24 protein-coding genes and 2 tRNA genes are annotated in these 25232 nt (G+C 41.8%); 13 read left to right on the top strand and 13 right to left on the bottom strand.

What is annotated here, in order from left to right; genetic code table 11:
- The first annotated feature begins 3 nt into the window (after positions 1–3).
- The 6 genes from ETF27_RS05255 to ETF27_RS05280 all read left to right on the top strand — a co-directional run bounded on the left by ETF27_RS05255 (position 4) and on the right by ETF27_RS05280 (position 8356).
- Positions 4–2571 carry a BatD family protein gene (locus tag ETF27_RS05255; RefSeq protein WP_130828792.1) on the top strand — a complete coding sequence of 856 codons (2568 nt, stop codon included), beginning with the start codon at positions 4–6 and terminating at the stop codon, positions 2569–2571.
- 15 nt (positions 2572–2586) lie between these two features.
- Entirely contained in the window at positions 2587–3288 is a 702-nt protein-coding gene (locus tag ETF27_RS05260) for a phosphatase PAP2 family protein (RefSeq protein WP_130828793.1), read from the top strand.
- A gap of 7 nt (positions 3289–3295) precedes the next feature.
- Complete coding sequence (locus ETF27_RS05265; RefSeq protein WP_130828794.1) at positions 3296–4567, top strand: S-adenosylmethionine:tRNA ribosyltransferase-isomerase; 1272 nt, start codon at positions 3296–3298, stop codon at positions 4565–4567.
- A 13-nt stretch (positions 4568–4580) separates the two neighbouring features.
- On the top strand, positions 4581–5768 hold the full coding sequence (locus tag ETF27_RS05270) for a DUF2027 domain-containing protein (protein ID WP_130828795.1): 1188 nt from the start codon (positions 4581–4583) through the stop codon (positions 5766–5768).
- Between the two features lie 12 nt (positions 5769–5780).
- On the top strand, positions 5781–7745 hold the full coding sequence (locus ETF27_RS05275) for an NAD(+) synthase (RefSeq protein WP_130828796.1): 1965 nt from the start codon (positions 5781–5783) through the stop codon (positions 7743–7745).
- A gap of 185 nt (positions 7746–7930) precedes the next feature.
- Positions 7931–8356 (top strand): DUF6078 family protein, encoded by a 426-nt coding sequence (locus tag ETF27_RS05280; RefSeq protein WP_130828797.1) that lies wholly within the window; start codon positions 7931–7933, stop codon positions 8354–8356.
- On the opposite strand, the gene ETF27_RS11655 is transcribed toward ETF27_RS05280, so the two are convergent.
- From ETF27_RS11655 to ETF27_RS05335, 12 genes are all read right to left on the bottom strand, one after another.
- On the bottom strand, positions 8334–8465 hold the full coding sequence (locus ETF27_RS11655) for a hypothetical protein (RefSeq protein ID WP_255418101.1): 132 nt from the start codon (positions 8463–8465) through the stop codon (positions 8334–8336). The genes ETF27_RS05280 and ETF27_RS11655 overlap by 23 nt on opposite strands.
- 120 nt (positions 8466–8585) lie before the next feature.
- Complete coding sequence (locus ETF27_RS05285) at positions 8586–9815, bottom strand: hypothetical protein (RefSeq protein WP_240048132.1); 1230 nt, start codon at positions 9813–9815, stop codon at positions 8586–8588.
- 97 nt (positions 9816–9912) lie between these two features.
- Positions 9913–10473, bottom strand: coding sequence for a Fe-S-containing hydro-lyase (locus ETF27_RS05290; RefSeq protein ID WP_130828798.1), 561 nt, complete (start codon positions 10471–10473; stop codon positions 9913–9915).
- A 19-nt stretch (positions 10474–10492) separates the two neighbouring features.
- Positions 10493–11335, bottom strand: coding sequence for a fumarate hydratase (locus ETF27_RS05295; protein ID WP_130828799.1), 843 nt, complete (start codon positions 11333–11335; stop codon positions 10493–10495).
- Positions 11336–12280, bottom strand: coding sequence for a P-loop NTPase family protein (locus ETF27_RS05300; RefSeq protein WP_130828800.1), 945 nt, complete (start codon positions 12278–12280; stop codon positions 11336–11338).
- Between the two features lie 183 nt (positions 12281–12463).
- Positions 12464–12784, bottom strand: a complete 321-nt coding sequence (locus ETF27_RS05305; protein WP_130828801.1) for a DUF4387 domain-containing protein — start codon at positions 12782–12784, stop codon at positions 12464–12466.
- A gap of 22 nt (positions 12785–12806) precedes the next feature.
- Entirely contained in the window at positions 12807–14183 is a 1377-nt protein-coding gene (locus tag ETF27_RS05310; RefSeq protein ID WP_130828802.1) for an acyclic terpene utilization AtuA family protein, read from the bottom strand.
- Positions 14184–14306: 123 nt separating this feature from the next.
- Entirely contained in the window at positions 14307–15542 is a 1236-nt protein-coding gene (locus ETF27_RS05315; protein WP_130828803.1) for a methylaspartate ammonia-lyase, read from the bottom strand.
- A gap of 121 nt (positions 15543–15663) precedes the next feature.
- Positions 15664–17127 (bottom strand): methylaspartate mutase subunit E, encoded by a 1464-nt coding sequence (locus tag ETF27_RS05320; protein WP_130828804.1) that lies wholly within the window; start codon positions 17125–17127, stop codon positions 15664–15666.
- A gap of 23 nt (positions 17128–17150) precedes the next feature.
- The gene (glmL, locus tag ETF27_RS05325; protein ID WP_130828805.1) at positions 17151–18533 is read right to left on the bottom strand and encodes a methylaspartate mutase accessory protein GlmL; all 1383 of its coding nucleotides are present in this window, start codon (positions 18531–18533) and stop codon (positions 17151–17153) included.
- A complete protein-coding gene (gene glmS / locus ETF27_RS05330; protein ID WP_130828806.1) occupies positions 18533–18949 on the bottom strand; it encodes a methylaspartate mutase subunit S in 417 nt (138 codons plus the stop codon). The genes glmL and glmS overlap by 1 nt, the downstream gene beginning before the upstream one ends.
- Before the next feature lie 515 nt (positions 18950–19464).
- Positions 19465–21165 carry a glycoside hydrolase family 10 protein gene (locus ETF27_RS05335; RefSeq protein WP_181951316.1) on the bottom strand — a complete coding sequence of 567 codons (1701 nt, stop codon included), beginning with the start codon at positions 21163–21165 and terminating at the stop codon, positions 19465–19467.
- A gap of 229 nt (positions 21166–21394) precedes the next feature.
- On the opposite strand from ETF27_RS05335, the gene ETF27_RS05340 reads away from it, so the two are divergent.
- The 7 genes from ETF27_RS05340 to ETF27_RS05370 all read left to right on the top strand — a co-directional run bounded on the left by ETF27_RS05340 (position 21395) and on the right by ETF27_RS05370 (position 24964).
- Positions 21395–21889, top strand: coding sequence for a hypothetical protein (locus ETF27_RS05340; RefSeq protein WP_130828808.1), 495 nt, complete (start codon positions 21395–21397; stop codon positions 21887–21889).
- A gap of 19 nt (positions 21890–21908) precedes the next feature.
- Complete coding sequence (recR, locus tag ETF27_RS05345; RefSeq protein ID WP_130828809.1) at positions 21909–22517, top strand: recombination mediator RecR; 609 nt, start codon at positions 21909–21911, stop codon at positions 22515–22517.
- An 8-nt stretch (positions 22518–22525) separates the two neighbouring features.
- A complete protein-coding gene (locus ETF27_RS05350) occupies positions 22526–22993 on the top strand; it encodes a hypothetical protein (protein WP_130828810.1) in 468 nt (155 codons plus the stop codon).
- The gene (locus ETF27_RS05355) at positions 22990–24192 is read left to right on the top strand and encodes a glycosyltransferase family 2 protein (RefSeq protein ID WP_130828811.1); all 1203 of its coding nucleotides are present in this window, start codon (positions 22990–22992) and stop codon (positions 24190–24192) included. The genes ETF27_RS05350 and ETF27_RS05355 overlap by 4 nt, the downstream gene beginning before the upstream one ends.
- Positions 24185–24700 carry a GNAT family N-acetyltransferase gene (locus tag ETF27_RS05360; RefSeq protein ID WP_130828812.1) on the top strand — a complete coding sequence of 172 codons (516 nt, stop codon included), beginning with the start codon at positions 24185–24187 and terminating at the stop codon, positions 24698–24700. The genes ETF27_RS05355 and ETF27_RS05360 overlap by 8 nt, the downstream gene beginning before the upstream one ends.
- Before the next feature lie 86 nt (positions 24701–24786).
- Positions 24787–24860 (top strand) — tRNA-Asp (locus ETF27_RS05365).
- Positions 24861–24890: 30 nt separating this feature from the next.
- A tRNA-Asp gene (locus ETF27_RS05370) sits at positions 24891–24964 on the top strand.
- An 84-nt stretch (positions 24965–25048) separates the two neighbouring features.
- Here the strand turns inward: ETF27_RS05370 and ETF27_RS05375 are convergent.
- On the bottom strand, positions 25049–25232 hold a 184-nt coding region (locus ETF27_RS05375; RefSeq protein WP_147785568.1), incomplete at its 5' end, for a transposase.

Consider the following 25232-nt stretch of genomic DNA (forward strand, 5'->3'; position numbering starts at 1 on the left):
ATTATGAAACGTTATATTTATTTATTGCTTGCAATTATACTCCCAACAATTACAGTTGCACAAAGGATTAGAGTCGCAGCTCCACGCCAAGTTGTGGTAGGCGAGGAGTTCCAAGTTGAATATACAGTATATACAGATAATATTGATGGTTTTAAATTGGCAAAAATTCCTGACGGAATAGAAATACTTGCCGGTCCATACATTGGTAAACAGTCAAGCTATCAAGTAATCAATGGGCATACAAGCAGTTCATCATCTATAACATACGACTATGTTTTCGTAGCTACCAAAAAAGGCAATTTTACTCTTCCACCGGCAAAAATAACCATTAACGGACAAAACTTGGCCTCGACACCGGTTAAACTATCTGCATTTGGAAATGCCAACATTAATAGATCTGCTAATGGGAAGGGACAATATGCGGATGAAATCGAAGTTACTCGTCCTGAAAGCAAGACGGTAGGTTCTAAGGATCTTTTTATTAAAGTTTCTGCAAACAAAACAAAAGTATATGAGCAGGAACCCATCGTCTTGACTTATAAGGTATATACTTCTGTTAATCTTATTAGTTTAGCCGGTAAAATGCCCGACCTTACAGGATTTCACATTCAAGAGGTTAAACTGCCTCAACAAAAGTCATTCCATACGGAAATCGTAAAGGGGCGGAAGTATCAGTGCACCACATGGAGTCAATATGTATTATTTCCCCTTGTTCCCGGAAAGACTAAAATTCCTTCTATTACCTTTCACGGAACAATAAGACCGGGGTTCGATGATTTTGATCCTTTTGCTTTCATGTCTGACGGAGGAGATATAAATAAGGATATAATTGCCCCGGGACTAACACTAAAGATTATCCCATTACCTCAAAAGCCTGTTGGTTTCTCCGGTGGAGTGGGGAAATTAAATATAACCGCCCAATTAAATAATGATGAAGTTAAAGAAGGAGACCCAATTAACTTACGCGTAATTATTAGTGGGCAGGGAAACTTAAAATTACTCAAACAACCCATTGTTGGTTTTCCTAAAGATTTTGATGTTTACGATGCCAAAGTATCGGATAAAACAACGTTGGGAGTAAATGGAACTGAGGGAAGTATAGTCTATGATTTTATGGCGGTTCCTCACAAAAAAGGTGTCTATGAAATACCGGCAATAGAATATATATATTTCGATACGTCCTCAAACAGCTATAAAACAATTCAGACTCGAGCTTTTAAGATTAAAGTTGCAAAGGGAAACGGAATATTTGACGATTTGTCAGCAATAACAAAAAATAATTGGAGTGATATTCGAGCTATTAAAACCGGTAGGACAAAGAATATCTTTAGTTATTCTTTCTTTGGCTCTGTTTTTTTCTGGCTAACACTCTTTTTCATCGTTATATCATTTGTGGTTATGCTTCAATGGTTAAAGAAACGCTCTCACATGCAAGCCGACATAGTTTTCTTAAAAGGTAAAAATGCGCGAAAGGTTGCAATCGTGCGTATGCACAATGCCAGACAACTGATGGAACGAGGAAAATCAACAGAGTTTTATGATGAGGTTCTCCATGCCCTTTGGGGATATGTCAGCAACAAACTTGATATTCCTGTTGAACGATTATCTCGGAATAATATCAGAGAAACTTTTTCTCAAAAGAATGTTGGTGAGCAAACTATCAATAAATTCATTGAAGCTCTTGATGAATGTGAGTTTCAACGTTATGCACCGGGAGATGAACGGGGGAATATGAAATCAACATACGAATCTGCACTTTCAGCAATTACGGATATAGAGGAGACTATGAAAAAGAAGACCAAAGATGTACATTCGAACATACTTTTATGGATGTTTTTTATACAATTTTTCATCTGTATTCTGTGGAGTTCAAACGCTTTCTCCCAAAAGAAGACGGATGCGGATAAAGCGTATCAATCAGGAAATTACGAACAGGCAATACATATTTATCAATCTCTTTTATCAAAGGAAGCAACTGCTGATTTATTCTACAATTTGGGCAATGCTTATTATAAACATAACGATATTACCAAGTCTATAATAGCTTATGAGAGGGCATTACGGCTCTCTCCCAGCGATGAAGACATACTTTTCAATCTTAACTTGGCACAATCCAAGACGATTGACCGCATTCCGCCAAAACCAGAAATGTTTTTTGTAAGCTGGACAAAGGCTTTGATTAATCTATTAAGTATAGATGGGTGGGCGTATTTAGGCTTAATTTCTTTATTCTTCGCATTGGCATTAACCCTTGTGTATCTTTTTGAAAGCAAACTCAAATGGAAAAAAATTGGTTTCTTTTTGGCAGTGTCTTGCTTTTTACTTTTTATATTCTCAAATGTGTTTGCACTCTACCAACGTTCTGAATTACTCAATAATGATTCTGCGATTGTAATATCGCCCATGGCTGAGGTAAAACTTACTCCAAGTAACAAATCAGCTTCATTGATGATTATTCATGAAGGGACGAGAGTAAATATTACAGATAGAAATATCAGAGATTGGCGAGGTATAACTTTGGCAAACGGAGATAGTGGATGGATTAAGTCTGACATGATAGAAGAAATTTAAAGTAGGTGGACTTTTATGATGGAGCAATTGATAAATTTTGATAAATCTTTCTTGCAACTATTCAATGGAAGCGATAACGTTTTCATTGATGATTTTGTATTGTTGCTGACATCAGGATTTACATGGATTCCATTGTATTTAGCCCTTTTATATCTCATTATTAAGAATAATGACGCATGGAATAAGATATTTCTTATTATCCTATCGGTCGGTCTGTGTATGCTGATATCAAATGGTTTTAATGGCGGGGTAATAAAACCGTTTATCGGACGAGTTCGCCCTTCGTTGGATCCGGATCTTATCACCGACTTACAGTTGGTTAGAAACTATACCGGATCAGGGTTTAGCTTTTTTTCCGCACACGCTTGTAACACCTTCGCAATAGCTGTTTTCTTCAGTCTGTTGGTGAGAAGTAAACTGCTTTCATTCTTTCTCATAGGATGGGCAATGCTAAATAGCTGGACTCGTTTGTATTTGGGCGTTCATTACCCTCTTGATGTCGTTGTGGGAATGTTGATGGGAAGTCTCATTTCTGTTTTTATCTATGGAGGCTATATGCGAATATCCAAGAAGTTTACCCCTACAATGCCATTTATATCTTCACAATATACGCCATCGGGTTATAATTTTTCGGACGTTGATATCATTATCACAGTCTTTATCTTTACACTCTTATACTGCATCATTCGTGCGGTAATTCAATTAGGTTTTTTATAGTATGCAAATGAAAACAGAAACAAAACATATTAAAATCTCGGAATTCGACTATCTTCTGCCCGACCAAAGAATAGCTAAATTCCCCTTACCACAAAGGGATCATAGCAAACTTCTGCTCTATAAGCATGGAGAGGTTTCGGAAGATTTGTTTTACAATCTTAAAAGCCATCTTCCGAAGGGAGCATTGATGGTTTTCAACAACACGAAAGTAATTCAGGCTCGTATGCATTTTCGCAAGGACACGGGAGCATTAATAGAGATTTTCTTGATGGAACCTGCTCAACCAACCGATTACGAGCTAATGTTTCAAACAAATGCCACTTGCTCATGGTTGTGCATGATTGGTAATTTGAAAAAATGGAAATCCGGAACCCTTTCCCGCACATTTGAAATCAATGGTAAATCTCTTCATCTGACTGCAACCATTGATAAGTCGAAGATTACTGAAGCTAAGGGTGGGACTAACTATTGGGTGGATTTTAGTTGGGATAATGATAAAGTAACATTTGCCGAAATTCTTGAGGCGGTTGGCGAATTGCCCATTCCACCATATCTTAATAGAGAAACTCAAGAAAGCGATAAAACTACTTATCAAACCGTATATTCAAAGATTAAAGGTTCGGTTGCGGCACCGACAGCCGGACTACATTTTACAAATTCTGTCCTACAAGCCCTTGACGATTGCGGAATTGTTCGTGATGAATTGACGCTTCATGTCGGAGCAGGTACTTTCAAGCCGGTAAAAAGCAGAGAGATACAAGGACATGACATGCATACAGAATATGTTGTAGTTCATCGTCATACTTTGGAACATCTGCTTGAGCATGATTGCTCGGCCATAGCCGTTGGCACCACGAGTGTTCGAACGCTTGAGAGTCTGTATTACATGGGAGCGAAACTTGAAGCAAACCCCACAGCAACGGAAGCTGATTTGCATGTAAAGCAGTGGGAGCCTTATGAGTATGAGCATGATGAGAAAGGAAACGTGCTTATTAATGGAAAACCGCTCTCTGTGTCAAAAGCAATCCGGAATCTATTGGATTATTTGGATAATGACAAGCTGAAAGCCCTACATTCAAGTACGCAAATAATTATTGCTCCGGGCTATAAGTACAAAATCGTTAAAATGCTAATAACCAATTTCCATCAGCCACAATCAACGCTTTTACTACTTGTGAGTGCATTTCTGAATGGTGATTGGCGAAAAGTTTATGATTATGCTCTTTCGCATGATTTTCGTTTCCTTAGTTATGGTGATAGCAGTTTGTTGATACCTTAAAAGCATGTAAACAATGAAAATAGGAGATAAGGTTAGATTTTTAAGTGAAGTGGGAGGCGGAAGAATTTCCGGCTTTCAAAATAAAAATATCGTATTGGTGGAAGATGCTGATGGTTTTGAAATTCCGACACCGATTAACGATATAGTTGTTATTCCCGATGACGAAATGTTGGAATCAAAAATTAAGAACATCGAAAAAGCCAATCACGAAAAGGATGCCAATGAGTTTAAATCCATTAAAGCACGCTTGACGGATAATTCAGACCTTGATAATGAGTCTCAGGAAATGGAGGATAGTTGTGATTTCGTATCACCCACAAAAGTCTCCTATCCAACGAATGAACGCGAAGGTGGTGATGAGCTTCTACTATTTTTGGCTTTTCTTCCCAAGTCGTTCAACAACCTTTCAAATACTGATTTCTCCACCTATTTGGTGAACGATTCCAATTACCATGCTTATTATGCTTATGCCGTAAAAGATGGAGACCTATGGATGTGTAAAACGACCGGACATATCGACCCTAACACTAAATTGCTTCTTGAAGATTTTTTTTATTCCGACCTGAATGACTTAGAAGATATAAGCATACAAATTTTTGCTTACAAACCGGACAAACGCTTTGAGTTGCAACCGACCATTGACACAAAAATACATTTGGATGGGACCAAGTTCTACAAGAGAAATTCCTTTGTTGAGAATGATTTTTTCGACTCGCCTGCTATCTTGTTTTCTTTACCCGGCAAGGATAAAGTTTTACCCGGATTGAGTGGAAAGAAGCATAAAACATTCATTAAATTACAAAGTAGTCATACTGAAGAAATAGAAACAAAACCATCATCAACAAGCAATAAAATCATAAAAACAGCTGATAAGAGACAAATAAGGACACATAGTACGAAACAATTGCTGAAAAATGATAAAATTGTTGTAGATTTGCATGCCAATGAATTGTTGGAAACAACAACCGGTATGTCGGCGCATGACATCTTGGAGTATCAACTTCAGGTTTTCCGGAATATTCTGGAACAATATAAGAATAAAAACGGTCAGAAGATTGTCTTTATTCATGGAAAAGGAGAAGGCGTTCTCAGACACGCCTTAATTCATGAGTTAAACTATAAATATAAAAAATATCAATACCAAGACGCATCATTTCGAGAATATGGATATGGTGCAACACAAGTTACTATAACAACCTAAATACTATATGCGATGAAACATGGATTTATCAAAGTGGCAGCAGCCATCCCGGCAGTTCGAGTCGCTGACACAAAATTTAATCTTGAAGCTATCGAAGAACAGATAGCAATTGCTGAAGGTAAAGGTGTAGAAATCATAGCATTTCCGGAACTCTCGCTGACAAGTTATTCCTGTCAGGATTTGTTCCGTCAACAACTTCTACTTGAAAATGCAGAGCACGCCGTGTTAATGTTATTGGCCTTCACACGACAATTAGACATTATATCCGTTGTGGGTGCTCCGGTAAGTGTGGGACCTTTAACCTTAAATTGCGCCATCGTCATCCAACAAGGGAAGATTTTGGGCATAGTCCCTAAAACTTATTTGCCAAACTATGACGAGTTCTATGAGAAACGCTGGTTTGCCTCCGCAAAAGACTTACATCCCACGCAAATTCATTATGCAGGACAAACAATCCGGGTTTCCAATGAAATGCAAATCTTCGAGACGGTCAGTGGTGTGAAATTTGGATGTGAAATATGTGAGGATGTTTGGGCTCCCATAGCTCCCAGCAGCTATCTTGCATTGGCAGGAGCTGAAATACTATTCAACTTGTCGGCCACTGACGAGTTGTTCGGAAAGCATCAATACCTTAACGAAATGCTGATGCAGCACAGCGCACGCCTCATGGCGGCTTACGTATATAGCAGTTGTGGATTTGGCGAGAGTACCCAGGATATAGTTAATGCCGGGAATGCCATAATCTACGAGAGTGGCAATTTGGTGGCACATTCCGAACGTTTCAGTTTGGAGCCGCAACTGCGTGTGGCTGAAATAGACATCGATCGTTTGCGAAGTGAGCGTCGCAACAATACCACCTTCTGCGGTGCTCAACGCACACTCGGCACAGAGCCGTTGGGACTTAATGTTTCGTTCAATATTAAGGATACCATTAAATGTGGCGCACCCAATAATCCGGAGAAAGACTTTGTACTCTCGCGTCATATAGACCCACACCCCTTTATGCCGGAACGAGCTGACAAGAATGCGGCCTGTCACGAGATGTTCAATGCACAGGTGTTTGGACTTGTCCGCAGGTTGGTGCATACACATAGCAAGAATGTTGTTTTGGGCGTTAGTGGCGGATTAGACTCCACCCTTGCGCTACTTGTCTGTGTAAGAGCTTTCGACCGTTTAGGCTACGACCGGAAAGGCATTTTGGGAGTTACCATGCCGGGGTTTGGAACTTCTGCGCGCACTTATCAAAATGCCGTCAAACTCATGGAAGAATTGGGCATCACGATGAAAGAAATCAACATCACCTCTTCTGTCATTCAGCACTTGAAAGATCTTGAACATGATTTAAGTCTTCAGGACTCGACGTATGAGAATGCACAGGCACGTGAAAGAACGCAAATCTTAATGGACTTGAGTAATAAGTGCAATGGATTTGTTGTGGGGACAGGCGACATGAGCGAATTGGCGTTGGGGTGGTGCACCTATAATGGCGACCACATGAGCATGTATGCTGTAAATGCGGGAGCACCGAAGACCACTATCAAAGATTTGATTAGATATTATGCCAACAACGAGAACAACGAGGACATCAGCACCTGCTTGATAGATGTTATCAACACGCCCATTTCTCCGGAACTCCTCCCTGCAAATGAAGCGGGCGAGATTGAGCAGAAGACTGAAGATATCGTGGGCCCATACGAACTTCATGATTTCTTCCTTTATTATGTTCTCCGTTATGGTTTCCGCCCTTCTAAGATTATATTCCTCGCTCAATCTGCCTTTGCGGGGGTATATACAAATGAAGTTATCAAGAAGTGGCTGAAAGTATTTATTGAACGCTTCTTCAAACATCAATTCAAGCGTTCCTGCCTGCCCGATGCGCCAAAGACATCGGTTGTCAGTCTCTCGCCACGAGGCGACTGGCGAATGCCCTCCGATGCCATGGCCACAGATTGGCTCGCAGAATTGGAAAAGGAATGATGTGGGAAAACAGAATTGTATGAGAAATAAGGTCGGATAACATCTCTTTCGGTATTCCGACCTTATTTCTTCTTTTGACAGATATTATCAGTGAGAGGTTCAAACAATTCTGCGACCGGAGCGACGACGAAATCTACAAACGCATTCACGTGTTGTAGGAACAAAGAACTAAATTTCAATCAGAAATGGAATACGATATTTGCTACACGCCTCAATGTCCCCGCCATGAGGAATGTACGCTTTGGCACAACGCACGGCGCGAGATGGAGCAGGACAGATTCTTCCTTTCCATCGCCAACCCGCGGATCATCGAAAAGGCAGGGGGCTACGACCATTGTCCGGTGTTTCACCGGTGGGAACTGCGACGTTTTGCTCGTGGCATGCGCTGGCGTTACGGTGCGCTCACGAGCGATGCTCAGGACGCGATACATGAAAGGTTGGAAAGCCACTTCGGATATGCGTTGATAGGACGTATGCGCCGTGGCGACGAGGTCATTTCGCCCGATGACCAAGCATACATCCGCAAGGTTTTTGCCGAGGCAGGGCAGGGGGTGGAACCAGAATTCCTGGCTTTTGAAGAGCACTATATCAAGCCGCCTCGCCGAAAATAGCACGTGCGATAATGTTTCCTCTCGTGGAACGGAAATATCCCTCTCGTGGAACGCTGACGTTCCATGGGAGGAACATGAATGTTCCATGGGTGGAATGTGAACGTTCCATGGGTGGAATATAAACGTTCCATGGGTGGGAAGTGAACGGTTGTTCGCACTCTGACAAGACAAGAGCTTATCGGAAGCATACAATATCAGCCGTCTTTGTGTGGTCTTCCTGATTTGGAGCTTATAAATTGAACAATCGTTGATAGCTTTGCGAGACATATTCGGAAAGATTGTCGTATAGTGTTTTTAATTCCGAACTTTTTATCTTTCCATTTTTATACCATTTGTCTCTCGTTTCATTGGTCATTCTGAAGATTTCTTTCTCTACCGGAGCCAATTGCTGCATGATGCCATTCCCATCTTTATTGTAGAGCGCCTCCCAATAGAAATAACGGTCTGAACCAATGCCTTCATGGAAAGCATAGACTTGTTCTTTCAGCTTGTCCACTTTTTTACCAAAGAGGGTAACAACTTCTTTGGGCTTGCTCGTGTATAAGGATGGCAGAAGGGTATCGGCGTCTTTTAACCAGAAGGGAAACGCCACGCTTACCGGCGGATAACCTAATACCGTCCATAGGGTGGTAAGTTCAGGATTCTCGTTGATCCGTACGCCTTGAATGATGGCGGAACATGCCGTACCGCTGCGAGAAATGAAATCCTGATCGATAAACCATCCCGCAGTTTTGGGCTTATTGTGATTGCCGTCGCGGAGGTCGATGCCGAGTTGTGGATTAACAAATGAGCGTGCCAATGACGTAAAAATCCAATCCGGAGCGATGGATTTGCTTTGGGCAGCTCCGGCAAGGGCTTCGTCATCGGTTCTGTATCTGACATAACCCAACCCCTTGTGTTCCGGACCGGTGAAGCTGAAGTTTGTGCGTGCAATGTAGCCGTGGGGTGCAATGGCAGGGTCGTTGGCATCAAAAAACTTGTAGCCGCGAGTGCTTACTTCAAACCACCCCGCGCCGCCTCTCGCATCGATTACGCCAAAGTTTGCACACAAACCTTTGAGACTGGTCGTGTCGAGAAAGTTCTTCAGCTCATCCACCGTGGCACAAACATTAAGGGCTCTGAACATGAAGTTTCCGTTCTTATCGCCCGGCTCTACACCATTGATTGTTTCCTCTAAGTTAAACGACTGTGTGTTCATGATGGAAAAGCCGGCGGTATTGGTACCCATCCAAATTTCCTCATTGCTGCGAGCGTTACAATCGACAATCCCAAAGAAATTATACTTGGTTCCGTTAAAAAACTTTATGCTGTTTTGCAAATTATCGGTGTCTCTTACTTTCCAAAGCAGAGGACGTCCGTCGGCAGTAACTTTTCCGGTTACGACGGCAGCTGTGCAGGCATAGCCCGAAGTAAGATAGAAAAGAAAAATCGTGGTTAGAAAAAATACTTTTTTATTCATGTGGAAAAGGTTTTAATATTTTGGCAGATACCGAAAAGGTAAATGTGGCATCGCATCATCGGTGATAATCACTCCGCCACATTTACCCCACTTTCATTTACTCCTGTCTATATTGAGCAACGCCCAATTTATACATATCGTTGCCCTCATGGTCTATTGCCACGATGACGGGCAATTCCTCCACTCTGAGTTTGCGTATCGCTTCAGTGCCAAGCTCGGGAAAAGCGATGACTTCCGCTTCCTTCACGGCTTTCGCCATAAGAGCAGCAGCCCCGCCAATGGCAGCGAAATAAACTCCGGTGTGCTTTTTGAGCGCATCGATCACTTCTTCGCTTCGCGACCCTTTCCCTATCATGACGCGTAATCCCTCCTTGATAAGGGTGGGAGAGTAGGCGTCCATTCTGCCACCGGTCGTGGGACCTACCGACCCAATGGGCTGACCGGGCTTGGCAGGACATGGCCCGGCATAATAGACAACTTGTCCCTTAAAGTCAAAAGGCATCGGCTCGCCTGCTTTGAGCATTTCGCAAAGTCGTTTATGGGCAGCATCTCTTGCTGTATATATCGTGCCCGAGATGAAAACCATATCACCGGCTTTTAATGATTTTATCTTCTCGTCCGTGAAAGGGGCTGTTAGTATTCTTTTCTGTTCTTCCATAATGTTCTAAGTCTAATAATTACAAATCACCTTCTGCATGCCTTGTAGCATGGCAACCAATATTTACGGAAACCGGTAAGCCGGCAATATGAGTGGCATTGGTCAAGATGTTCACTGCCAAGGCTGTCGTTGTTCCTCCAAATCCGCAAGGTCCGATACCGAGTTTATTAATCTCCTCAAGGAGCTCTTTTTCCAAGCGTGCCACTTGTTCATTATCACTTACACTGCCCACGGGACGCAAAAGTGCTTTCTTACTCAGATAGGCAGCACGTTCCATTGTTCCTCCAATACCGATGCCTACGATGATCGGGGGACAGGGATTTCCGCCGGCATGGAAAATAGTGTCGATGACGAACTTCTTTATGCCCGGCACACCATCGCTCGGCGTGAGCATTTTTAGTCCACTCTTATTTTCGCTTCCAAATCCCTTTGGAGCCACCGTTATGTGAAATTTCTTGCCGGGAACGATTTCATAGTGAATGATGGCAGGAGTGTTGTCGGTGGTGTTCACCCTGTCAAGAGGATCTTTCACAACGGATTTGCGAAGATACCCTTTGCTGTAACCCTGCCTTACGCCTTGATTGACGGCGTCTTCAATAAATCCACCCGTTACGTGGACATCTTGTCCCATTTTCACAAACACTACTGTCATGCCGGTGTCTTGGCACATCGGACTTCTTTCTGTTTTGGCAATATCAGCGTTCTTAACGATTGTCCCGATGATCTTCTTCGCCAGCGGAGACTTTTCGGCTTTAGAACAAACAACAAGTTTTGAATAAATGTCGTCAGCCAAAACGTAACATGCTTCTATACAAAGTTTTTCTACTAACTCCGTAATTTTTGATGCTTCTATCTCTCTCATTTAAATGTCTCTTGTAAGGAAATACTGAGTATTTCTGTTTTCAATATTTTCGCAATTCTTATCCACAATGCCTATAAGGCAATAGGTCTTGGTATCATTGTCAAACATCAGTTCTTTTACAAGCGAAAAATCGGTTATCTCCGACGTGTTTCTTACTTGCAAGCGTGGACCGCCACATTCAACAACGCGATCCCCGATGGTGATGTGTTCTTCATCATAGTAGGCAACAGGCAAACTCTTCCCGATAACTTCCTTGACATCAGCCTCCAATTCAGAAATATCAAACTCTTCCTTGTTGTAGAATTTCATAACGAAACCGTTGCGAATATCTGAAAAGAAATAACTGTCCTGATATATTCCGTACCTGTCCTCCAATACATAACGTGTAATTTCTTCGGCACTATGCGCCATCTTTCTGTATTTTAGGGATTCATGAACAATCTCATAAATACTCTCCGGCAACGGACCGAACATACTGGGGCGTGCCACGATAATCTCTTCTCCTATTCCCACCAGCAAATCGGCATTTCTGCCCAAAGCTTGATGAAGTAGATTGAAATGCTCTATGATGACACGTTTGTTATGTTTCAGCAGGGTTTTCACGAACTCCGCTATCTCCCACATTTGCAAAAATCCCATAAGGAAACGAACATCAAGATGGAAAGAGGACGATTCTTTTACTTCTCCCAATGCAATGGCTTCACGCAGAACCATTATCTTTCTTGGATTGATGACATCATCGTCATTGGCAAGTTCCAATCCGGGAAACATACCTTTTATTAATGATGACTTTCCGGAACCGGCATCTCCTACTATTCCAATCAACCGATCGGTGAATAAAAGGTGTCGTTGAGATATGTGGTCGCCGAGAATGATAAGTCGTTCTTTACCACGAGGGGCAAAATATTGGGTTGAAATAAGATATTGCTGAATATGATTAATCATGCTGAGAGGGAGTTTGGGTTGTGTCTTGTTTGTTTGAATATGCCAAAACCATGTTGGCAACATGATACATGAATGAAAAAAACAAGTTGATAAGTTTACAAGTTTTCGTGGACTTTCGTTACACCATTTGCGGTGTGTGCAAGAAAACCGCGGACTTGCCAACTTATCAACTTGTTTGGATGCTTACAGTTCAAAAGCGAACTTCATCAATGGTGTATGCTGCTGAGCTCCATACACGTCAGTTTCGCCTAACGAACCCGATGGGATTGGACGAACGATTGTTACTTTAATGGCTTTAGCCGGGTCAAAGTGTACAATATTGATAATGTCTTCTTTCTGTATATGATATAAGTTGCAGAACATCTCCTCATTGAAGATTTTTGCATCTTTTACCTTATTGTAAATGTCGAAGTCTTTGAAGATGACATCGAAAGTAAGTTCATAAGGTCCTGAGTTCTTACTGCGAATTACAGAAGATACATCTATTAATTTATATTTTGCCATGATTATTTCTTCTTTTTGTTGATTACTTGCATTCTCCGTTTTCAAAGTTTACATACTCAATTGGGAAGAGACTTGTCGGATCTTTAACTTCCAAGAGATGATAAATATTGAACTCGAATACTTCGCCCATCTTGCAGTCTGAAGGTGAGAATGGGAAAGCGAGGTTGCCGGATGTAGAATAACGTCCTTCGTAGCCGAAGTGGAGCATGGTGCTTCGTGCGAAACTGCAAATTGTATTTGCTATTTCTTGAGTTTCAGCTACAGCCTCAATGATAATGAGCAACTCATCAGAGTGAGACTCTTCTGCGCCCTTGAACATTGCCATCACACCTTTCTTACCATAGATTTTGAAGTCAAGGAAGAAATCAGTGATACCGAACTTCTCAAAGTTATTCTCAACGCGCTCGCGAACACTCTTGATGATTTCGTCAATCTTGGAAATCATGATAGGGTCTTTGCAGGCAGCAGGCGACATCGTGCGATATCCTACACGGCGTACACCTTCCAACTTCACATAGTATTTGTCCGTAGGAACGAACTTACTTCCGGATACGCGAACCTTGTTGTCGTCCACCTGTTCGAATTTAGCTTCGTGAAGATTGATGGCACCGCCTGGACCGGGCAATACGTATGGATTGGTCTTTTCGTATAACGTATGACCGGCGATGGAAAGCGTGGTACATTTGCGTGCCGATGAAAGTGGCTCCAATACGAAATCATCCTTGTGGAGATAGCCAAACATACAGTCGCTACCGCTTCCCGGCAAGGCGCAGATAGCAGCGCACTCAAGAATCTTACCAAGATGAATTGCCAATCCTTTGGGGAATCCTTCCTTGATGGGGAGTGCAGCAAACACGGAAGGATCGTAAGAGCGTCCTGCGATAATGACATCTGCACCTGATTCCAAGGCCTTGATATAGGGCTCTTCTCCAATTTGTGCCACGATGTGGATGGCCTCATCAACATCCTTTTCTTGGATAGGTTTAGCCGGAGCAAGTGGAGTAATTTTTCCGTTGCGAAGTTCTTCCTTGATGAAATCTTTTTCAAATTCAGATTCAATCACTGCCATTTTGAAAGAGAGTTTCTTCTCCTTCGCAATCTCGCGAATGATGTCCAAAACGAACTCTACATGAGGATGTGCACCGCTACCGCCGGCTGTACCAACGATAACAGGAACTTTTGCCTCTACGCCGGCAGGAATCATAATTTCCAAATCGCGTTTAACAGAGTTACGATCGGTAAACGATTTACCCGCGCCCAGGTAGTATGGACCCGGATCGGTTGAACCGGCATCAACAGCTATGACATGTGGTTTGCGCTTCATTCCCTCTTCAAACGATTCCATTGGGAAACCATAACCCAATATCGCTGTAGTGGAAAGTATTCTTATTTCTTCCATTTTTGCTAATTTTAATGTTTTTAGATTACAAGTAAACGAGTTGGCAAGTATGCTGCTTGTTAGCTAATTAAAAGCAAATAACAAACTACAGCAGACTTGCTAACTCGTCAATCTTTTTTTTGATTACTTAGTCAGAGCTAAGATTCTGCTCATTTCGTTATATACAATCATGTAGCCTTCGTCAACACCCATACCCGGTTTTGCGAGATACTGAACAGGAGACGTTGCCATGGCAATGTTTGCACAAACCTCCGCAGAGCGATTGGTTTCGTTGCATGTACCACCGAGGTATGCTCCCATGCCGTGTTGCTTGCAGTAGAGAACAGCTTCGATAGCATTGTTAATACCACCAAGATCAGGTGTCTTGATTTGTGCCATATGCCCGGCTTTCTTTTCAGAGAAAGCAATGATGTCTTCCAATGTGTTGCACCATTCGTCAGCTACGATTTCAGCTTCAATGCCTTCACGTTCCATAGCCGAGCGAATTGCTGCCAAAGCTTCGATTTGAGCTTCGCGCTCGCCCATATCTACAGGACCTTCAACACGCAGATGGAAAGGTTTTGCCACTTCGGCAACTTCTCCGATATACTTTGCAATGGCTTCAAAGTCGTTGTTGAATACAAGTCCTAAAGTACCATAAACGTCGATGTGAATGGTTGGCTTATAATTTTCTGTGGGGCGGAACTTGATAATGCGCTCGCGCAGCCATTCAATGTACTCCTTAATCTTTTCGCCTTTCAAACCAACCTTTGTTTCAACGTGGTTGAACAAGGCGTGTGGTAATACTTCAGCTTGTTTCATGATCATCTTGTCAGCATTCAAGTAGCGGTCGTCGCCAGATTGTGAAAAGATTGGGATCATGGTCTTTGAAATCGTTGTGCCATACTCTTCGGCAATGACCTCTGCCATCAATTTTGATTGGCTCTTGGCAACTGCATCAAGACATGCTTGTGTAACACCATAGCGAATTGCTGTGTGGTATTTCTTACCGTTTGCGCTTATTTTTTTATCAACGAGGTCGGCCATTTCACGGAACGAAGTGATTTCCTTTCCTTCATACAGTGGTGCAATTTCCTTTTCGATAACGGGAATGAAATCCGCGGCAAGGAACAATGGGTCGCGACCACCTGCGCCTGAATATTGTACTGCAGCACAATCGCCATGTGCAATTGCTCCATTCTCGAGGATGAACATTACACTGATTGACTCACCGGCTTGTCTAACAGCTTTGAAACCGGGTGTTAGTGGCTTTCCTTCATAGAAAGCACCATCGTTCTTGGCGCCAGCCTTGATGGCCTTTTGGTCATCAAAGAAGAAACCCGTTTTGCCGGGAGCGCATACAACTTTCTTAATTTTCATAATTTGAAATATAATTTAATATTGTAGATGTTATTGAAAACTCAATGTCAGGATAAATTTATCCTTCTTTGATATGCTGACATTCCCCATGCTTTGCGTTTGCAAAGCCGGGGAAAGCCTTTTAGTTATTATTGTCTCTCGGGCGTCCTACAAGGTGTCCTTTACCGATAGCATAGACGTCGTCGATAACCATTTGGAAGCTAACGGGACGATTTTCTGCTTTAGCACGCTCTTCGAGCTTTTGTCTGTGGAACATTACCAAATCATCGGTGAAAGGCATATTGCCCATATTTAGAAGACGAATAGCACCTTGGTTGTCGCGTGCCGGCAGAACCTTGCCTGCATTGTACTTGTTGGGGGCAAATGGGATGTCGATTACTCCTGCCTCAACTGCAGCACAAGTTCCAACAGCCCAGTCGCCTTTGCCAAGTTCCTCAACCTTATTGAGGATGCAGTCCATTTCTTGCATGATGATTTCGCTCTCCTCTACCACCGCCGGGATTTCGCGGAAGTTTTGGTCTTTCAACATATTTATCACCTGCTTGGTAGCGCGCAATCCGGCTGCATTAGCTTCTTTAGTTGGAATACCCATGGCCTCATGCGGTGTCTTAACGATTACCTTGGTAGCCTTTGCTAATGCTCCTGCTGCGGAACCCCATGAGATTACGCCGAATGCTTTTGCTTCGTCTTGTGGGAAACCACCCATCCATTGGTGGAATACAGTAGTTACTCTGGCATCTTTATATCCGAATTTATCAAGATATTTTCTTGTCATGATGTCAAGAGAGCGGATGGCAGCAACGTCTTGAATTAAGTTGCCACATTGTCCGTAGCCCACTGTTAAGTCTTTTACTCCTTGTGTGGCTGCCAATACTGCCTCGATTACCGCTACGGCGTTGGAGATGCAAGGAGGGATGAGCGTACCGGTTAAAGGACCGAAGGGTTCACGATTGATTGATACGCCGGCTTCTTCGTACAATCCGCAGAGTCGGTCGGTATATTGCCAGTAACGAATTACTTTGTCAATCGGGTGATTCTTGGAATAAGGGATATTATAAGAAATACCGCCACCTTCATAGGATGTAAATCCACCGGCAATCGCTATTTCCGTCAATAAGCGAGCATCGGGGGTTCCGTGCCTTACCTGAACCGGACTTTTTACTGCCGATGTTACTTGCCGACAGATATTAACACCATAGTTTACTGCCGGAAAACCATTCAGCATGGACCGACCTGTTTCAAAACTTTTGTCTATACCTATTTGGCACTCGTTGTATCTGTTCAAACGCGTGTAACTATCAATTGTTGATGGTAGCAAGTCGGCTCCTCCCTCTTCTTCGAGGAATTGCAACAACTTTATGTGCTCTTGATAGAGAGCCACGCCTGCACGAGGCTGAATTAGGGTGTCCCCGTTTTCTTTTGCTTTCTGCAACTTAGCGCAGAAATGCTTTTCGGCAGGGATGGTTTTTTGGTATTCTACTGCTTCGTCAAAATCCACGTCTTTACCGGTCTCCCATTGGCTCAAGACCTCTTCCCGTTCTTTGAAGAACACGTCATTACTTAGTTTCTGATTCTTTAATTCCATCGCGATTAGAATGATTGTAAATGTTAAATTTTCGTTATTTCCTTTTTCAATATTGACAATGCCAACTTGGGTTCAAATGCGCTTAGCAATCCCATTGACGCGAAGATGTATTTCTTGTCAAGCATATATTGTGGATGTTTCGGTTTGGCAAACATGGGATCTTTTGATGCTGCTTTCGCGGCTCCACTAAGAATTTTTTCAGGATTGGAGTTGTTAATAATCGAACCGCCAATTCCTACTACGTATGGAACTTCGGATAAGTCTTTTCCCGTAAGTGTAAATACCTGTCCCATGGGAGTGTATGCCGGTTCAAAATAACCGCAGTGGCGTTCCACGGCAACTTTCACGGCGTTACGTGCCAGTCCTTGTTCAATTCTCGCTTCTTCCTCGTTAGCGGGTAGGGTAGCGGGACTATTGGCACATTTGTCAATCCACTCTTCTATTTTTTTCTGCTCTATTCCTAATTCATCTGAGAAGAGCTCCATGTCAATCTCGTCTGCCATAGCGGTGAGACTATACCTCATGCCCAAATCCCCCTCAACGGTGCGCTTACTGTAAGGCTCGGGTAACCCCTTGGTAACTACATCGCCGATGGTGGGCTGACCTTTCGCCATGGAATAAATGTCGGTGGTCGCTCCACCTAAATCCACAGCCATTAAATCGCCTATTCCTTCGTCTCTTCCGTTTCCCTTACTTAAAAGCTCGCAGCCGGTTAATACAGCCAACGGAGTGGGGATTATGTCATAACCGCTCATCTTCTGAACCTTTGTAAGACCTTTGGCTTCGATGATTCGGCTAATGAAAAGCTCCTTGATTTTTTGTTTTGCGGGATTGATGTTGATAACGTTGAATTGTGGCATCACGTTTTCCGTGATTACACATTTCTTGTCAGAATGCTTAAATATCTCTTCCAGTTCGTAGGAGGCTGTTTTATTGCCTGCCGCGATAATAGAAAAGTTACGGTCGATTTGGCAAAGTCGTTTTGCGTTAGCAAGAATGACCTCTTTGTTCCCTCCATCTGTTCCACCACAAAGTAAAACCAAGTCGGGGTTTATTTGGTATATTTCCTCTTGTTCCGCCTGTGAAATCTCGAACGAGTAGGTTTTCACAACTTTTGCTCCTGCACTTGAGGCTGCCATTTTCGCAGCTTTTGCTGTTAGCTCCGGAACCAATCCTAAAGCGACCATTTTCAAACCACCGGCTGCACTGCTGCAACAGAGAAGCCTTTCGTATTCAAATTTTCCGATTTTCTCCTCTAAGTTTCGCATGCCGTTGCGAAAACCTTCCATCACATCCGTTTCAATGGTTGTGAACGCAGACGCAGTACCCAGCACCTTTCTCGCTTCGGAATCTATCGCCGTGAGCTTTGTATAAGTGCTGCCAAAGTCCACTGTCAAGTATTTCATTAATTTTCCTTTCCTAAAACTTTATCAAGGTCTTTGATGGAAACTTCAATGTCGGTTCCGGGAGGATATACTTTCGTGAACCCCATTGCCAAAAATCTCTTCTCAACGTCTTCAAAGTTCTGTTTGCCCACAACAAGATTTCCTCCTACGAAGATTGGAATGCCTTGCAAACCTGCTTCATCGCATTTCTGACGAAATCCCTGACAGTCTATTTCTCCATGACCATACATGGATGAAACTAAAATAGCATCTGCTTTCGTTTCAATTGCTGCGGATATATACTCCTCTTGCGACACCATTACACCAAGATTGACAACGTTATAATTGTGCTGCTCTAACGCAAAGGCAATGATTTTGTTACCTACAGCATGAGCGTCAGCACCTATAACGCCTGTTACAACCGTTTTCTTTTCCATAGTTTTTAATTAAAAAATAAATCTTTCCGTTTAGGTATTTTCATATCTATGTGCAAACTTACAATCTTAATTTTTCATGAACAAACAATCCTGCAAGAAAATTCAATTATTAAGATATATTTACATATCGTTTCTATTTTTAATAGAATAGAATGACATCATTTCTTTTTTATTGTTGGCGAAGTTATCAAAATCAGAATATGCGAATAGGTTAATATAGCTTTGTCTAACGTAAAAGTATTCCAATAGCTTATTTCGTAGGTGGATCTGTTCGCTACATCTTTTCAATGGTTGGAAATGTTAATCTGTTGGTGGTAGTTTTTGGAATGTCAATTGTTTTCTATGATTGTGTTTATAAAGCTTACCTTTTGAATTGTAAAAGCTTAGCAAATGAAACGCAAAAGCTAAGCTATTGCGATGCAATTGCTTAGCTTTTAAATAGCGATTTTTAAGTTGTTGATTAGCAGTAATTTAGGAAGTTGATAAAAATTGCTTTCTTGTTAAAAATTTTCATGTTATTTTTTAATTGCGAAGAAACCTATTCTGCTACCAGTTTTGTGTTTTGACTTGTGTCCTCTAATGGAATAAACACCTTGTGGAAGCATGTATATTCCTATGGTTCTTGCATTTGAATAGTCTGCGAATATTTTTCGTAAAACCACGCCTTCCAATGACTCGATGGTGTAATATTTAAAATCGTTTTCTTGACATTCGTTCGGTAGTTCGAGTTCAGCGCCATTATTGTCCAATAATTTTTTCTTTTCTGAAGGTTTCGCTGTTGCTTGAAGTGGAGCACTTTCGTTGCCAAACCGATCCATTGCGGTAATGGCATAATATATTTTTTTGACGTGCGCATTGCTGTGCCTGAATGAAGTTCCATCGTATCTGGAAATCACCAGATTTCTTGAATTCGTGATATCCACTGGATAGTTTGTGTCTATATATATATTATAATAAGGTGCGTTTCCTTGCCAATTAATAATTGCGTCGTTATTCGTTGTGTAAGTGATGAAATCAATATCTTTCTTCAGTATAGGAACATTTGGAAGAGATTTACTTTGCCATGTCATAGCAGGCGTTAGTGCCGGGTATGCATTGAAATATTTTTCAAAGCTAAAAATTCCCTCTCGGTTGTTTAATAAAAATGAGGAACGAAAATGGGCATGTCCCATTCCCAAGGACCGACTAACATACATTTGCCTACTGATATCGCTTAGAGTCCACTTGCCTTCCCGTGGATCTAAGAAATAAGTTCCTAACCCTGAGATGATATCTTTATTATTGGAATTTTCCATCCAATCAGCGCAGTAGGGGTAGTAATTATTCCCAAGGAAATACTGCATGGGATAGAGCTGATCCATTATTCCTGCCTTTACCCATGCTTGCGCCTCTTGAGACACTCTGTCCCTTGCGTTGTAGTTCTTTGACGAGTAGCGCGAAAGATCGGAATACTTTCCGATGGGGGAACATGATATTTTCACCCATGGTTTTATTGCTTTCACTTTATCGTGTACGGCTTTTACAATTCTGGTAATGTTTTCTCTTCTGTTGTTCGGTGTGTCGCCGTTTCTATATGTTGGACTTCTCCATCCGTCTGGGTATCTTATGTAATCGAGATTAATTCCGTCAATATCGTAGTTACGAGTTATCTCTGCACAGATGTCAGCCAAATATTCTGCAATTTTAGGATCTGAGGGGTTTACGTATGAGCCGGACGAGAAGCCTCTGATGTCAAATCCTTTACTCTTCATCTGTCGGCATCCCAATGATTTAGAAGCACCAACCGGGACAGCCGCTATCCACGCATGAATTTCCATGCCTCGTTTATGACATTCTTCCACTGCGAATTTTAGTGGGTCATAGCCATAGGGTGGTGCTTGTCCAGCTTTGCCGGTGATACACTCATCCCATGGTTCGATATTGGAGGGGTAAATGGTTGCTGCTCTAACCCTTGTTTGTAATAAGACAGTGTTGATATTTGCCTTCTGATATTGATTGAGCATGTAGATAAGTTCTCTTTTCTGTCGTTCGACTCCGTATTCAGAAGTCGCAAAAGTTTTGGGCCAGTCAAGATTTCCAAGTGTCGTCAGCCATACCGCCCTTACTTCCCGTTTGGGCATAGCACTGATGTTGTAAGTTGTTTGGTTATCGTAATATTGTGAATAGCAGCTGATTGCCAAAAAAGTTATAACAAGTAGCAATAATCTTCTTAACATAAAAATGTGTATATATAGTTGGAATGAGCGTGTTGTTTGTAATTAAGTTTACAAAGATAGTTAATAATTTTTGTAATTCAAATATTTCAACTACCTTTGTCAGAAATTTCTAATATATAAAGTTTTTATTGCCTTATTTTTCCATCCGTTTGTCGGAAGGGAAATAAAAGCGAAAACGGTGATTCAACCTTTAAAAATATCGGTTTAAGAGAATATAATAATAAAGTATATGAAGAAGAAAATAATGATGCTGGCTACAGCATTACTTTTAACTTTAGGGGCAAACGCCCAATTCCATGAAGGTAAAGCATATTTAGGGGCATCTGCCACCGGCTTAAACCTTCATTACAATGGTCAAGATAAATTTAATGTCGGTTTGGAAGCCAGAGCCGGCTATTTCGCTTGGGACGATGTGATGCTCTTAGGTACGTTCAGCGCAGAGCATAATGGTTCTGACGCCGTAGCCGATCATATCGTGGTCGGTGCAGGTGCTCGCTATTATATCACTCAAAATGGGCTTTATCTGGGTGCGGGTTGCAAGTTCCTGCACGCGAACCATAGTTATAATGATGCCATGCCGGGAGTAGAAGTGGGCTATGCTTACTTTATTAATCGATCGGTGACCATTGAACCGGCGATTTATTATGATCATTCTTTTAAAAATTCAGATTACTCCACCATTGGCTTTAAGATAGGTATTGGAATTTATCTTTTCGATGATTAAGAAGTAGGTCTTTTTTCTCATGCAACAATTTCCTTCTCAGTTGCTTGAAAAAGCAGTTGATGAATTCTCAAAACTGCCTGGAGTGGGCAGGAAGACCGCTTTAAGATTTGTCTTGCACCTGCTTCGTCAATCCGTTGATGAGGTGGATGAATTCTCGCGTGCGGTTTCTCGTATGCGTCATGAGATTAAATATTGTTCGGTTTGTCATAATATTTCCGACAGCGATATTTGTGATATTTGCTCTAATTCCCGAAGAGATAGGAATACCATCTGTGTTGTGGAAAATGTGCAAGACGTTATGGCTATTGAGAATACTCAACAATATAACGGATTGTATCATGTACTTGGGGGAGTTATATCACCCATTGATGGTTTAGGTCCTAACGACTTGGAGATTGACTCTTTGGTGGAACGTGTCAAATCCGGGGATATCCGCGAAATTATTTTGGCTCTTTCCAGTACGATGGAAGGCGATACCACTAATTTTTACATTTCCCGTAAATTGAAAGGCAACCCTGTTAAAATTACGGTTATCGCACGTGGCATTTCAATAGGCGATGAGTTGGAATACACCGACGAGATAACCTTGGGACGAAGCATCTTAAACAGAATAGATTTTGATTATTGACGCGACGGATGGAAAAGGTAAGAAGATTTTTAATTCTTGAGCTATGTGCTGCTTTAATAATGGTTGTAATCATTGTGTTGTTGTACGAGTCAGGGTGGTTGTTACCGGGATCGATGATGGGCAACGCGTCATTGTTTGTTGTTGAAATCGTCATGCAACTCATTACTTTGCTTTTCATCCCATTAGCTTTGTATTTGTTAAAGTTGGGTGGGGTGAGAAAATCTTTAAAAAGAAAGAACACAATAGCGGCTACCGCCTATTGCCGTTGGTCATCTCTACGGATGTTGATGATTTGTTTGCCCATGGTCTTGAATGTGCTGTTTTATTATTTATACGGTGAAGAGACAAGTTTCTTTTACATGGCGGTTGTACTACTCGTGTCCCTATCATTCATCTATCCGAGTAAAAACAGATGCGAGGAAGAGATACATCTCCTTGGTGAGCAAAAAGATACAAATGAAGTGGAGCGTATATGACATTGAGCATTATCATAGTTAATTATAATGTAAAATACTATTTGGGACAATGCTTGGCGAGTGTCCTTAGGGCTGTTGAGGGGATTGACCATGAAATAATAGTGGTGGACAATCATTCTCACGATGGCTCTGTGGCATATCTTGTGGATAATTTCCCAATGGTAAAATGTATTTCCTCTACACATAATTTAGGTTTTGCGAGAGCCAACAATTTAGCCATACGGCAAAGCATGGGGGAATATGTTTTATTACTTAACCCGGATACGGTCGTGGGCGAGTCGGTGATACATAAATCATTGACTTTCATGGCTAATCATCCTCATGGTGGTGCCTTAGGTGTACGCATGCTTAATTCCGATGGTACGAAAGCCATGGAGAGCCGACGTGGTCTCCCATCGCCGATGGTCGCTTTTTACAAGATGATGGGCTTTTGTAAGCGTTATCCGGAGCATCCACGATTTGGGCATTATTACATGGGAGGCATGCCATGGGATGAACCGGGAAAAGTCGAGGTTGTCAGTGGCGCGTTTTGTTTACTACGCCGTTCCGCATTAAATAAAATAGGTCTTTTGGATGAAACTTTCTTTATGTACGGTGAAGACATTGACCTTAGTTATCGACTACTCAAAGGAGGCTTTGAGAATTGGTATTTGCCGGTTTCCATTTTGCATTATAAGGGTGAAAGCACACAGCGATCGAGCTTTAAATACGTGCACGTCTTTTATGATGCCATGCTGATATTCTTTCGTAAACACTACGCCGGGATGAGTGCCTTTCTCAGTATTCCCATAAAGACAGCTATTTATTTAAAGGCTTTAGGGTCGTTGTTCGCCATGCTGTACAACAAGACAGTAAAGTCGCTTGGATTTTTCCGCCCTTCAAAGAACATGATGGCAAACTATATTTTTTTGGGAAGAGCTGACTTCCTGGAAAAGACCAAGAAAATGGCGTTAAACAGAGGATTGTCGGCTCAGTTCGTAGAAGGAGATGATGTTGAATTACCCAATGGTCATCATGATTTTTCACATCTGTTTAGTAGCGATAAACCTAATTATATAATGTACGATGTGCATGCTTATTCCTTTGAAGAAATATTGGAGTTGTTTCACAAAAAGCCCATTGATAATGTTTACATCGGAACATTTGACAAACACTCCGGAAAGTTCATAACATCGCAAGAAGTTTTTACCTATGGATAAACCTGTTAAATCGATCAAACTTCGTGCCATGGAGCCTGAAGATTTAGATTTGCTGTATAAGATAGAGAACGAAGACGAGGTTTGGAATGTCTGCTCAAGCAATGTTCCCTATAGCAGATATACATTGTTTAATTATATAGCCGATGCGAGCAATGATATCTATTTGGATGGTCAGGTTCGACTGATTATTGAGAATGATAATCAAGAGACAGTGGGAGTGATGGATATCGTGAATTTTGAACCCATGCATCAACGTGCTGAATTAGGCTTTATTATCCTTAACGAATATCGAGGACAAGGCTATGGATATTCTGCTATCAGAAAAGTTCTCGATTATACCAAGAATACATTGCATTTGCGACAAGTCTATGCGTTTGTCGATGTCTCAAATACGAGTTCGTTAAGATGTTTAAGCCTTGTGGGGTTTCAGGAGACAGTCATATTGAAAGATTGGTTTTTCCATCATGGTAAATACAATGATGCGGTAATAATGCAATTTTTTTTATAAAAAACAGGCTCTTCTCTTGGAAACTACAAATTTATTTACTAACTTTGCACTCGCTAAAAGGAAATGGCAGCTGATATCCGTAAAAAGGTGCGTTAGTTCAGTTGGTTAGAATGCCTGCCTGTCACGCAGGAGGTCACGAGTTCGAGTCTCGTACGCACCGCAGTTCCGTTTTCTTGAGTATGTAAATTTTGGTGCGTTAGTTCAGTTGGTTAGAATGCCTGCCTGTCACGCAGGAGGTCACGAGTTCGAGTCTCGTACGCACCGCAAAAAAGGGATTTCCATTTAGGAAATCCCTTTTTGCAATGCATTTCTTTGTAAGAATTGAATGTATATGGGCTCAGTAGAAAATCAGTGGGGATATGCGTATAGATTTGCAATTCTGAATAGGAAGAACTTCTTGTCTGCCACTCCTCTTAGATTAGCTCGGAAAAGTTTAATTTTGGCATTGAACGATTCTGCCATGGCATTCGAAGCCCTGTTGTTATAGAAGTTCAATATCTCATCATAATGTTCGTAGAATGTGGCAGCAATG

The organism is Prevotella brunnea (genome assembly GCF_008016795.1).
GTDB classification, from domain to species: Bacteria; Bacteroidota; Bacteroidia; order Bacteroidales; family Bacteroidaceae; genus Prevotella; species Prevotella brunnea.